Raw genomic sequence first — 12,094 nt, 5'->3', positions numbered from 1 at the left:
AGCCTCGGAGGCCCGCACACCGCTTTTCCCGAAGGAGTCCTCCCGTGAGCCAGCGCACGCTCGTCCTGCTCAAGCCCGACGCCGTCCGCCGCGGCCTGGTCGGCGAGATCATCGGCCGCATCGAGCGCAAGGCCGGCTGGACGCTCGCGGCCCTGGAGCTGCGCGAGCTGGACCAGGAGACGCTGGAGCAGCACTACGGCGAGCACAAGGGCAAGCCCTTCTACGAGCCGCTGATGGGCTTCATGTCCTCCGGCCCCGTCGTCGCGCTCGTGGTCGAGGGCGAGCGGGTCATCGAGGGCGTCCGGCAGCTCGCCGGCCCGACCGACCCGATCGCCGCCGCGCCGGGCTCCATCCGGGGCGACTTCGGCACCATCGTCCGTGAGAACCTGATCCACGCCTCGGACTCCGAGGAGTCGGCGCTCCGCGAACTGAAGATCTTCTTCCCGGGCCTCGTCTGATCCGGGTCCCGTTCGGCCCAAGACCCGTCTCACCCAAGACCCGTCCGACCCACGACCCGTCCGACCCGGGCCCCGTTTGATCCGGCGTCAGCCGAACGCACCATCCCGCTGGGGCGACCGAAGGAATTTCGGTCGCCCCCGGGTATATGAACGACAATCCCGGGAACGGATCGCCGCATCCTGCCGTCACCTGTACAGAGGCGGACCACCGCGCGGCATCCCGGCGGGCAGCACTACGATGGAAAACTCCACGCCGCACCACCTCTCAGCCATGGGAAATCAAGGGGAACTCAATGTCGTTCATCGGCCGTGACATGGCTGTCGACCTCGGGACCGCCAACACGCTGGTGTACGTCAGGGGTCGAGGCATCGTTCTGAACGAGCCGTCCGTCGTCGCCATCAACACCAACACCGGCGGCATCCTCGCGGTCGGCGCCGAGGCGAAGAAGATGATCGGCCGGACCCCCGGCAACATCGTCGCCGTCCGCCCCCTCAAGGACGGCGTCATCGCCGACTTCGAGATCACCGAGCGGATGCTCCGCTACTTCATCCTCAAGATCCACAAGCGCCGCTACCTGGCCCGCCCCCGGGTCGTCGTCTGCGTGCCCTCCGGCATCACCGGAGTCGAGCGCCGCGCCGTCATCGAGGCCTCGACCCAGGCCGGCGCCCGCCAGGTGCACATCATCGAGGAGCCCATGGCGGCGGCCATCGGCTCGGGCCTCCCCGTCCACGAGGCCACCGGCAACATGGTCGTGGACATCGGCGGCGGCACCACCGAGGTCGCCGTCATCTCCCTCGGCGGAATCGTCACGGCACAGTCCATCCGGGTGGCCGGCGACGAGCTGGACAACGCGATCATCCAGCACATCAAGAAGGAGTACTCGCTCCTCCTCGGTGAGCGCACGGCCGAGCAGATCAAGATCACCATCGGCTCCGCCTACGACCTGGAGAAGGACGAGCACACCGAGATCCGCGGCCGCGACCTCGTCTCCGGTCTGCCCAAGACCGTGGTCATCTCCGCCGCCGAGGTCCGCAAGGCCATCGAGGAGCCGGTCAACGCCATCGTCGACGCGGTGAAGACCACCCTCGACAAGTGCCCGCCGGAGCTCTCCGGTGACGTCATGGACCGCGGCATCGTTCTCACCGGTGGCGGCGCCCTGCTGCGCGGCCTCGACGAGCGCCTCCGCCACGAGACCGGTATGCCGATCCACATCGCCGAGGACCCGCTGGACTCGGTGGCGCTCGGCTCCGGCAAGTGCGTCGAGGAGTTCGAGGCCCTCCAGCAGGTCCTCGACGCGCAGCCGCGCCGCTAGCACCACGGACCGGGCCGGTGCGGTAGAACTACCGCACCGAACCCCGGCCCCCCGGCACACCCGGTGCACCACGGAACAACGGAACAGACGAACCACGAGGAAAGGCACGGCCGCCGCACGTGAGGGACACACGAGAGAGCCGGCTGCTCCTGGTACTGCTGATCGCCATCGCGTTCGCACTGATCACGGTGGACATCCGCGGCGGCCAGGAGTCACCCGTCGACGGTGCCCGGCAGGCCGCGGCGGCGGTCTTCGGGCCGGTCGAGAACGGTGTGGCCGCCGCCGTCGACCCCGTAGGCAACGCCATAGGCGCGGTACGGGACTCCGGCGAGCGGCACACCCGGCTCGCCGCCCTGGAGAAGGAGAACGCCGAGCTCAAGGCGAAGCTCGGCAGCGACGACCGCAACCGCAACCGGCTGAACGAGCTCGACACCCTGCTCAAGACCGCCGGAGCCGGCCAGTACGGCATCAAGGGCGCCCAGGTCGTCGCCATAGGAGCGGCCCAGGGCTTCTCCTGGACCGTCACCATCGACGTCGGCGCCCGCGACGGCATCCGCCGGGACATGACGGTGCTCAACGGCGCCGGACTCGTCGGCCGCGTCACCACCGTCGGCCCCTCCACCTCCACGGTCCTCCTCGCCAACGACCCCGACTTCACCGTCGGCACCCGCATGGAGAAGAGCGACGAGCTCGGCTTCGCCACCGGCCAGGGCAACAGCCCGCTGCGCGTCCAGCTCCTCAACGGCAAGGCCAAGGTCAAGCCCGGCGACCGGCTCGTCACCTTCGGCTCGCGCGCCGACAAGCCCTTCGTGCCCGGCGTCCCGGTCGGCGAGATCGTCCGCGTCGACCCGGCGGGCGGCGGCCTGACCCGCAACGTCTACGTCCGCCCGTACGTCGGCTTCACCAAGCTCGACATCGTCGGCGTCGTCGTCCAGGCCCCGCGCTCCGACCCGCGCGACGCGGTCCTGCCGCAGAAGCCGAAGCCCGCGCCGACCGTCACCGTCACCGTCACGCCGAAACCGGCGGACGGACAACAGACGGGACAGGACCAGAACCAAGCCGGACAGGACCAGAACCAGGGTCAGAACCAGGCCGGGCAGAACCAGAACCAGGGGGACACGACACCGTGAAGTTCAACCGGATCCTCCTCTCCGCCGCCCTGATCGCGGTCGCCCTGGTCGTCCAGGTCTCCGTCCTCGCCCGCCTCCAGCTCCCCGGCGCCGTCCCCGACCTCGTCCTCCTCACCGTCGTCGGCCTCGCCCTCGTCTACGGACACGTCAGCGGTGCCCTCATCGGCTTCACCGCCGGACTCCTCGCCGACCTGGCCCCGCCCGCCGACCACGCCGCCGGCCGCTACGCCCTCGTGCTCTGCGTCATCGGCTACCTCGTCGGCCTGGCCCGCCCGGAGAACGGCCGGCTGACCTCCGCGGCCGGCCCCATGGCCGTCGTCGTCGCCGCGGCCGTCGGCTCCACGCTCCTCTACGCGGGCGTCGGCGCCCTCGTCGGCGACACCGCCGCCCGCCACGTCGGCCTGGGCTTCCTGCTGTTCACCGCGGCCCTCTACGACCTGCTCCTCGCGCCCTTCGTGGTGCCGCTCGTCATGGCCCTGGCCCGCCGCGCCGAGAACGATCCGCTCGCCGACGCCGGCGGGGGAGCCGGCACCGACGTCGCCTCCGGCTGGCTCGCCTCCGGCACCGGCCTGAGCATCGGTGCCCAGCGCGGCGGCCTGCGCGTGAAGGCCGCCCGGAACCGGGCCGCACGGGCCGGACGCATCAAGGGAGTCAAGCGACTGTGAACGAGGGGGCCACGGCAGCATGAGCAACATCCCCGAGACCGGCCGGACCCCCCGGGTCCAGATCCGGCTCGTCGTCATCCAGATCCTCGTCTTCTCCCTGCTCCTCACCCTGGGGGGACGGCTCTGGTACCTCCAGATCCGCAACGGCAAGGAGTACACGGACGAGGCCAAGAACAACCACGTCCAGCAGGTCGTCCAGCCCGCCGTCCGCGGCTCGATCCTGGACGCCCGCGGCGTCCCGCTCGCCGACAACGAGACCCGGCTCGTGGTCTCCGCGTCCCGCACCGAGCTGATGAAGATGAAGGACGACGGCAAGGCCGTCCTCACCCGGCTCGCCGGGGTCCTCGGGATGAAGCCCGAGGACGTCGTCAACGCGATCCGCCTCTGCGACTCCAAGACCCCCAAGCCCTGCTGGAACGGCTCCCCGTACCAGCCGATCCCGGTCACGGACGAGGCCACCACCCAGCAGGCGCTGACGATCCGCGAGAGCTCCGAGGACTTCCCCGGCATCACCGCCGAGCCCACCGCCGTCCGCCGCTACCCGGCCCCGGGCAAGGCCCGCACCGCGCAGGTCCTCGGCTACCTCTCGCCCGTCACCGACTCCGAGATCGAGAAGGCCAAGGACACCGACTCGCCGTTCCTCCGCTCCGACCAGGTCGGCCGCTCCGGCATCGAGCGCACCTACGACAAGGAGCTGCGGGGCAAGGCGGGCGTGACCCGCTACGAGGTCGACAACCTCGGCCGCGTCATGGGCCAGGCCAAGGCCGACCCCGGGGTGGCCGGCTCCACCCTCGTCACCAGCATCGACGCCCGCGTGCAGGCCGTCGCCGAGTACGAGCTCCAGGCGGCGATGAAGGAGGTCCGGAAGGAGACCGACAAGATCACCGGCCGGAAGTACGAGGCCGACGCGGGCGCCGTCGTCGTCATGGAGACCAAGACCGGCCGCGTCGTCGCGATGGCCTCCCAGCCCGACTACGACCCCAACGCCTGGGTCGGCGGCATCTCCGCCAAGGACTACTCCACCCTGACCAGCAAGGCCTCCAACTACCCGCTGCTCAACCGCGCCATCCAGGGCCAGGCCGCCGCCGGCTCCATCTTCAAGGTGATCTCGGCGAGCGCCGCCGTGCGGGCCGGCCACGACTTCAACGACAAGTACAACTGCAGCAGCTCGTACAGCCTCGGCAGCCGCAGCTTCGCCAACTTCGAGTCCCAGGGGCACGGCCCCATCACCCTCGGCGAGGCCCTCAAGTACTCCTGCAACACCGTCTTCTACGCCCTCGGGCACCAGGAGTGGCAGCGCGACGGCGGCATCACGCCCAAGAAGGACGCGAAGGACTGGTTCTACCGCACCGCCCGCGACTTCGGGCTCGGCGCCGAGACCGGCATCGACCTGCCGAACGAGGTCACCGGCCGCGTCCCCGACCGCAAGTGGAAGCAGGACTTCTGGGCGGCCAACAAGGACGTCTGGTGCAAGCAGGGCAAGAAGGGCGGCACCTACGTCCAGCAGATCGCCTACGAGAGCTGCCTCGAAGGCAACCAGCTGAAGGCCTACGACAGCATCAACTTCGCCATCGGCCAGGGCGACGTCCTCGTCACCCCCATCCAGATGGCCACCATCTACGCCGCCATCTCCAACGGCGGCACCCTCTACGACCCCACCGTCGGCAAGGCCGTCATCAGCCCCGACGGCAAGAGCGTCCGCGAGATCAAGCCCACCTCCCACGGCAAGCTCCCGGTCAACGCCCGGACCATCGGCGACCTCGACAAGGGCCTGCGCTCCGTCGTCGAGCCCGGCGGCACCGCCGCCTGGCGGTTCGGCGGCTGGCCCCAGGACAAGATCCCGATGCGGGCCAAGACCGGCACCGCCCAGGTGTACGGCAAGCAGACCACCTCCTGGCTGGCCACCTACACCGACGACTTCACCATCGTCATGACGATCTCCCAGGGCGGCACCGGCTCCGGCGCCTCCGGCCCCGCCGTGCGCAACATCTACGACGCCCTCTACGGCCTCGACGACGAGGGCAACCAGGACCTCAAGCGGGCCCTGCTGCCCCAGCCGCAGAAGGCCCTGCCGAAGATCAACCGCTACGGCACCATCGACGCCCCCGCGATCAAGCCGTACGACCCCGCGGCACAGAAGCCCGTCCCCGCGGGGGACGGCGAGCCCACGGGAGAGAACGACGGACAGCCGCCCCTGGCGGGGCCGCCGCCCGGCCGGAGGGACTGACCCGATGACGACCCGCACCAGCTTCTCCGTCTCCCGCTACGCCCCCCGGCGCGGGCCGCTCCTGAAGCTCACCGCCCGCGACTCCGTGCTGCGCCGCCTCGACTGGCCGATGCTGCTCTCGGCGCTCGCCCTCTCCCTGCTCGGCTCCCTGCTCGTCTGGTCGGCCACCCGGGGCCGCACCCAGCTCAACCAGGGAGACCCGTACTACTTCCTCTTCCGGCACCTCCTCAACACCGGCATCGGCCTCGCCCTGATGGTCGGCACGATCTGGCTCGGCCACCGCACCCTGCGCGGCGCGGTGCCGGTCCTCTACGGCATCTCGATCCTGCTGATCCTCGCCGTCCTCACCCCGCTCGGCGCCACCATCAACGGCGCCCACGCGTGGATCGTGATCGGCGGCGGCTTCTCCCTCCAGCCCAGCGAGTTCGTCAAGATCACGATCATCCTGATCATGGCGATGCTGCTCGCGGCCAAGGTCGACGCAGGGGACCAGCTGCACCCCGACCACGGGACCGTCGCCAAGGCCCTCGTCCTCGCCGCCCTGCCCATGGGCATCGTCATGCTGATGCCCGACCTCGGCTCGGTCATGGTGATGGCGGTCATCGTCCTCGGCGTGCTGCTCGCCTCCGGCGCGTCCAACCGCTGGGTCCTCGGCCTGATCGGCGCGGGCGTCCTCGGCGCGTTCCTCGTCACCGCGCTCGGGATGCTCGACGAGTACCAGATCAACCGCTTCGCGGCCTTCGCCAACCCCGACCTCGACCCGGCGGGCGTCGGCTACAACACCAACCAGGCCCGCATCGCCATCGGCTCCGGCGGCCTCTACGGCACCGGCCTCTTCAAGGGGCACCAGACCAGCGGCCAGTTCGTGCCCGAGCAGCAGACCGACTTCATCTTCACCGTCGCGGGGGAGGAGCTGGGCTTCGTCGGCGCCGGCCTCATCCTCGTCCTGCTCGGGATCGTCCTCTGGCGCGCCTGCCGCATCGCTCGCGAGACCACCGAGCTCTACGGCACGATCGTCGCCGCCGGGATCATCGCCTGGTTCGCCTTCCAGGCCTTTGAGAACATCGGCATGACCCTCGGCATCATGCCGGTCGCGGGCCTGCCCCTGCCGTTCGTCTCGTACGGCGGCTCGTCGATGTTCGCGGTGTGGGTGGCGATCGGACTCCTCCAGTCGATCCGCGTCCAGCGCCCGATGACGGCCTGATACCGGCCTTTCCGCCCGTTCGCCCGAGTACGCGGGCCCGCCGGCGGTTAGATGCGGGGTATGGCCGAGACGAAGCGCGAGATCGAGCGGAAGTACGAAGCCACGACGGGAAGCGGCGTCCCGGACCTCACCCGGGTCCCGGACGTCGCGACCGTCGTCGACGACGGCGTCGTGGAACTCGACGCCACCTACCACGACACCCCCGACCTGCGCCTGGCCGCCGACTCGATCACCCTGCGCCGCCGCACCGGCGGCTCCGACGAGGGCTGGCACCTGAAGTTCCCCGTCGCCGTCGGCGTCCGCGACGAGATCCGCGCCCCGCTCTCCGACGCCCTCCCGCCCGACCTGGCCGCCCTGCTGCGCTCCCGCGTCCGCGGCGGCGAGGTCGTGCCCGTCGTCCGGCTCCGTTCCGCCCGTGACGTCCGCCGCCTCCTCGACGCCGACGGCGGCCTCCTCGCCGAACTCTCCGTCGACACCGTCCGCGCCCGGCGCCTGCCGGGAGGCCCCCGGACCTCCTGGACCGAGATCGAGGTCGAGGCCGCCGACGACGCGGACCCCGGCATCCTCGACGCCGTCGAGAAGCGCCTGCGGAAGGCCGGCGTCCGCCCCGCGCACGCCCCCTCCAAACTCGCCAGGGCCCTCGCGGAGACGGCCCCGGAGGACCACGGCCCCGACGACCGCCCCGACGCCCCGCCGCCTGCCGCGCCCGGCACCGCCGGAGCCGCCGTCCTCGCCTACGTACGGAAACAGGCCGAGGCGATCGTCGCGCTCGACCCCGCCGTCCGCCGCGACCTGCCCGACGCCGTGCACCAGCTCCGCGTCGCCTGCCGCCGCCTGCGCAGCGCCCTCAAGACGTACCGCTCCGTCCTCGACCGGAGGGCCACCGGCCCCCTCGGCGCCGAACTCAAGTGGCTCGCGGGCGAGCTGGGCGTCGCCCGCGACCAGGAGGTGCTCGCCGCCCGCCTCCGCGCCCGGCTCGACGACGTCCCCCGGCCCCTGCGCCGCGGCCCCGTGAAGGCCCGGCTGCGGGTCTGGGACGCCGCCCGCACCAAGGCGGCCCGCCGCAGGGCCCTCGCCGCCCTCGACTCCGACCGGTACCTCGCCCTCCTCGACCGGCTCGACGCCCTGCTCGCCGACCCGCCCCTGCGGAAGGCCGCCTCCCGGGACGCCGCCGAGGTCCTCGCCCGCGCCGTCCGCAAGGACCGCGCCCGGCTCGCCGCCCGCGTCGACCGGGCCCTCTCCCTCGCTCCCGGCCACGAGCGCGACCTCGCCCTCCACGAGGCCCGCAAGGCCGCCAAGCGCGCCCGCTACGCCGCCGACGCGGCCCGCCCCACCCTTGGGAAGTCCGCGAGGAAACTCTCCAAACGTGTGAAGAAGGTGCAGTCCCTGCTCGGCGAACACCAGGACGGCGTGGTCGCCCGCGCCACCCTCCGCGACCTCGCCGCCCAGGCCCACGCGGCCGGCGAGACCGCCTTCACCTGGGGACTCCTGTACGGCAGGGAGGAGGCGGCGGCGGACGCGGCCGAGCGCGGACTGCCGGAGGTCTGGGCACGGGCCGCCTCCCGCTGAGCCCGGGGCGGCCCGGGGCGGCCCGGGGCGGCTCGGGGCCGCCGGGCACCGGGGTACGCTTGAGAGTCGCCCCCCTGCCCGCTCACGAAGGTTCGAGATGTCTGCTGCCGAGTCTGTCTTCCCGCAGCTCGAAGCCCTGCTCCCGCACGTGCAGAAGCCGATCCAGTACGTCGGCGGAGAGCTGAACTCCACGGTCAAGCCCTGGGACGAGTGCGACGTCCGCTGGGCGCTGATGTACCCGGACGCGTACGAGGTCGGCCTGCCCAACCAGGGCGTCATGATCCTCTACGAGGTACTCAACGAGCGCGAGGGCGTCCTCGCCGAGCGCACCTACAGCGTGTGGCCGGACCTCGAAGAGCTGATGCGCGAGCACAAGGTGCCGCAGTTCACGGTCGACAGCCACCGCCCGGTCGGTGCCTTCGACGTGTTCGGCCTGTCCTTCTCCACGGAGCTGGGCTACACCAACATGCTCACCGCGCTGGACCTCGCGGGCATCCCGCTGGAGGCGAAGGACCGCACGGTCGACCACCCCGTCGTCCTCGCCGGCGGCCACGCCGCCTTCAACCCCGAGCCGATCGCGGAGTTCATCGACGCGGCGGTCATCGGCGACGGCGAGCAGGCCGTCCTCGACATGACCGCGATCATCCGCGCCTGGAAGGCGGAGGGCAGGCCGGGCGGCCGCGAAGAGCTCCTCTTCCGCCTCGCGAGGACCGGCAACATCTACGTCCCGCGCTTCTACGACGTCGAGTACCTCCTGGACGGCCGCATCGGCCGCGTCGTGCCCAACCGGTCCGGCGTGCCGTGGCGCGTCTCCAAGCACACCGTCATGGACCTCGACGAGTGGCCGTACCCCAAGCAGCCCCTCGTCCCGCTCGCGGAGACCGTCCACGAGCGCATGTCCGTCGAGATCTTCCGCGGCTGCACCCGCGGCTGCCGCTTCTGCCAGGCCGGCATGATCACGCGCCCCGTGCGGGAGCGAAGCATCACCGGCATCGGCGAGATGGTCGAGAAGGGCCTCAAGGCGACGGGCTTCGAGGAGGTCGGCCTCCTCTCCCTCTCCTCGGCGGACCACACCGAGATCGGCGAGATCGCCAAGGGCCTCGCGGACCGCTACACCGAGGACAAGGTGGGCCTGTCCCTCCCCTCGACCCGCGTGGACGCCTTCAACGTCGACCTGGCCAACGAGCTGACCAGGAACGGCCGCCGCTCCGGCCTGACCTTCGCCCCCGAGGGCGGCTCCGAGCGGATGCGCAAGGTCATCAACAAGATGGTCTCGGAGGAGGACCTCATCCGGACCGTCTCCACCGCGTACGGCAACGGCTGGCGCCAGGTGAAGCTGTACTTCATGTGCGGCCTGCCGACGGAGACCGACGAGGACGTCCTCCAGATCGCCGACATGGCGATGAACGTGATCGCCGAGGGCCGCAAGGTCTCCGGCCAGAACGACATCCGCTGCACCGTCTCCATCGGCGGCTTCGTGCCCAAGCCGCACACCCCCTTCCAGTGGGCCCCGCAGCTCTCGGCCGAGGAGACGGACGAGCGCCTGCGCAAGCTCCGCGACAAGATCCGCGGCGACAAGAAGTACGGCCGCTCGATCGGCTTCCGCTACCACGACGGCAAGCCCGGCATCGTCGAGGGCCTCCTCTCGCGCGGCGACCGGCGCCTCGGCGCCGTCATCCGCGCCGTGTACGAGGACGGCGGCCGCTTCGACGGCTGGCGCGAGCACTTCTCGTACGACCGCTGGATGGCCTGCGCCGAGAAGACGCTCCCCGAGTACGGCGTGGACGTCGCCTGGTACACCACCCGCGAGCGCACCTACGAGGAGGTCCTGCCCTGGGACCACCTGGACTCCGGCCTCGACAAGGACTGGCTCTGGGAGGACTGGCAGGACGCCCTCGACGAGACCGAGGTCGAGGACTGCCGCTGGACGCCGTGCTTCGACTGCGGCGTCTGCCCCCAGATGGACACGCACATCCAGATCGGCCCGACCGGCAAGAAGCTGCTGCCGCTGACGGTCGTCAAGTAGGTCACCCGGGCGACGGCCCGGCGCGAGGGGTGAACCCTCCGCCGGGCCGTCGCGTCATGTTCGGCATGAGCATGGAACACCCGACGTCACCTGCGCTGATCCGCATCCCGGTCCGGATCGTCGTGCTCGTGGTCGTCCTGCCGGTCCGCATGGTCTGGGACGTTCTCGCCGCCACGGGCCGCCTCCTCGACCGGACCCTGCTCCGCCCGACGGGCCGTGGCCTGGAGTGGCTGTACCGGAAGGTCCTCGCACCGGTGGGCCGGGGGCTGGAGTGGTTGTGCCGAGAGGTCCTCGCACCGGTGGGCCGCGGGCTGGTGTGGCTGCTCAGGGCGGTGCTCGTGTGGCCGTGGGTCGGGTTGTGGCGGTACGTGGTCGTGCCGGTGGCCCGGTACGGGATCGCCGTCCCGGCCGCGTGGCTGTACCGCGCGCTCCTGCGCCCGGCCGGGCGGGGGCTGCTCCGGGGCCTCTCGGCGGCGGGGGAGGGGCTCGGGTGGTTCCTTCCCCGGCTCGGCCGGGCGCTGTTCGTGTGGCCGTGGGTCGGGCTGTGGCGGTACGTGCTGGTGCCGGTCGCCCGATACGGGATCGCCGTCCCCGCCGCGTGGCTGTACCGCCGGGTCCTCTCCCCGCTCGGCACCGGCAGCCTTTTCCTCCTGGAGAAGCTGCTCCTCGTCCCCCTCGTCGCGCTCTTCCGGTACGTCCTGGTCCCCCTGCTCCGGTACGGGATCGCCGTCCCCGCCGTCTGGCTCGGCCGGCACGTGCTCACCCCGCTGGGACAGGGTCTTGGCCGGTGCTTCCGGCAGGCCGGGCGGGGTCTCGGGTGGTTCCTTCCCCGGCTGGGCCGGGCGCTGTTCGTGTGGCCGTGGGTCGGGCTGTGGCGGTACGTGGTCGTGCCCGTCGTCCGGTACGGGATCGCCGTTCCCGCCGTCTGGCTCTGGACCCGGGTCCTCGCGCCCGTCGGACGGGAGGTGCGGGACGCGCTCGCCCTCTGCTGGCGGGTCGCCGGATTCGTGTCGCGGGCCGTCGGCCGGGGACTCAAGTGGCTCGCGTGGAACCTGCTCGGACGGCCCCTGGTCCGGATCTGGTGGGGTCTCCGGTGGTGCGGCCGCAATCTCGTCGCGCGGCCCGTCGCCCGGGTCTGGGCGTCCGTCGTCCGGCCGGCCGGGCGCTGGGTGCGGGACGGCGTCTGGGCCCCGGCCCGCCGGGCCGCCGTCGAGGCGGGACGCGCCGCGAAGGACGCGCTCGCCGCCGCCCGCGCCACCGTCCGGGAGGCCCGCCGGGACGCCTGGCGCGCGCTCGTCGGCTCGGTCCGGCCGGTCGAGCCCCGGGAACCGGAGGCGGCCCGGGCGCGTACTCTGGGTAGTACAACGAACGTCTCCGGCGCGGTGCCCGCCCCCGAGATCTCCCTGCGGAAGCGGGGGTGAACCGGGCGGACCCCCCGAGGCGACCCGCACATCTCGTGGACGGCGCACGCCCGCGCCGCCCCGCAACGAGGAGAAGAACCA

The 12,094-nt window shown here is 71.8% G+C and carries 9 protein-coding genes; all 9 read left to right on the top strand.

Going from position 1 to position 12,094, the window contains the following annotated elements; translation table 11 throughout:
• The first annotated feature begins 44 nt into the window (after positions 1 to 44).
• The 9 genes from ndk (at position 45) to ACIQD7_RS15085 (ending at position 12,013) form a co-directional block, all read left to right on the top strand.
• Entirely contained in the window at positions 45 to 458 is a 414-nt protein-coding gene (gene ndk, locus ACIQD7_RS15125) for a nucleoside-diphosphate kinase (protein ID WP_121830245.1), read from the top strand.
• A gap of 293 nt (positions 459 to 751) precedes the next feature.
• Positions 752 to 1,771, top strand: a complete 1,020-nt coding sequence (locus ACIQD7_RS15120) for a rod shape-determining protein (RefSeq protein ID WP_053645475.1) — start codon at positions 752 to 754, stop codon at positions 1,769 to 1,771.
• A 119-nt stretch (positions 1,772 to 1,890) separates the two neighbouring features.
• A complete protein-coding gene (mreC, locus tag ACIQD7_RS15115) occupies positions 1,891 to 2,901 on the top strand; it encodes a rod shape-determining protein MreC (protein ID WP_402441905.1) in 1,011 nt (336 codons plus the stop codon).
• Positions 2,898 to 3,566: a rod shape-determining protein MreD gene (gene mreD / locus ACIQD7_RS15110; protein ID WP_402441903.1), complete on the top strand. Its 669-nt coding sequence runs from the start codon at positions 2,898 to 2,900 to the stop codon at positions 3,564 to 3,566. Before mreC ends, mreD begins: the two co-directional genes overlap by 4 nt.
• 19 nt (positions 3,567 to 3,585) lie before the next feature.
• Entirely contained in the window at positions 3,586 to 5,793 is a 2,208-nt protein-coding gene (gene mrdA, locus ACIQD7_RS15105; protein WP_402441902.1) for a penicillin-binding protein 2, read from the top strand.
• 4 nt (positions 5,794 to 5,797) lie between these two features.
• Positions 5,798 to 6,997 carry a rod shape-determining protein RodA gene (gene rodA, locus ACIQD7_RS15100; RefSeq protein WP_402441900.1) on the top strand — a complete coding sequence of 400 codons (1,200 nt, stop codon included), beginning with the start codon at positions 5,798 to 5,800 and terminating at the stop codon, positions 6,995 to 6,997.
• 60 nt (positions 6,998 to 7,057) lie between these two features.
• Positions 7,058 to 8,566: a CHAD domain-containing protein gene (locus tag ACIQD7_RS15095; protein WP_402441898.1), complete on the top strand. Its 1,509-nt coding sequence runs from the start codon at positions 7,058 to 7,060 to the stop codon at positions 8,564 to 8,566.
• A gap of 97 nt (positions 8,567 to 8,663) precedes the next feature.
• Positions 8,664 to 10,592: a TIGR03960 family B12-binding radical SAM protein gene (locus ACIQD7_RS15090; protein ID WP_402441896.1), complete on the top strand. Its 1,929-nt coding sequence runs from the start codon at positions 8,664 to 8,666 to the stop codon at positions 10,590 to 10,592.
• A gap of 65 nt (positions 10,593 to 10,657) precedes the next feature.
• The gene (locus ACIQD7_RS15085; RefSeq protein ID WP_402441894.1) at positions 10,658 to 12,013 is read left to right on the top strand and encodes a hypothetical protein; all 1,356 of its coding nucleotides are present in this window, start codon (positions 10,658 to 10,660) and stop codon (positions 12,011 to 12,013) included.
• Positions 12,014 to 12,094: the final 81 nt, after the last annotated feature.

This window comes from Streptomyces sp. NPDC093071 (assembly GCF_044754545.1).
GTDB lineage: Bacteria > Actinomycetota > Actinomycetes > Streptomycetales > Streptomycetaceae > Streptomyces.
This window is presented reverse-complemented; position numbering and strand designations above follow the sequence as displayed.

What these genes read in the sequence shown, in the direction of transcription:
- mrdA (WP_402441902.1), top strand. Translation starts at nt 3,586, where the DNA reads ATGAGCAACATCCCCGAGACCGGCCGGACCCCCCGGGTCCAGATCCGG.
- ACIQD7_RS15120 (WP_053645475.1), top strand. Translation starts at nt 752, where the DNA reads ATGTCGTTCATCGGCCGTGACATGGCTGTCGACCTCGGGACCGCCAAC.
- ACIQD7_RS15090 (WP_402441896.1), top strand. Translation starts at nt 8,664, where the DNA reads ATGTCTGCTGCCGAGTCTGTCTTCCCGCAGCTCGAAGCCCTGCTCCCG.
- ACIQD7_RS15095 (WP_402441898.1), top strand. Translation starts at nt 7,058, where the DNA reads ATGGCCGAGACGAAGCGCGAGATCGAGCGGAAGTACGAAGCCACGACG.
- ACIQD7_RS15085 (WP_402441894.1), top strand. Translation starts at nt 10,658, where the DNA reads ATGAGCATGGAACACCCGACGTCACCTGCGCTGATCCGCATCCCGGTC.
- rodA (WP_402441900.1), top strand. Translation starts at nt 5,798, where the DNA reads ATGACGACCCGCACCAGCTTCTCCGTCTCCCGCTACGCCCCCCGGCGC.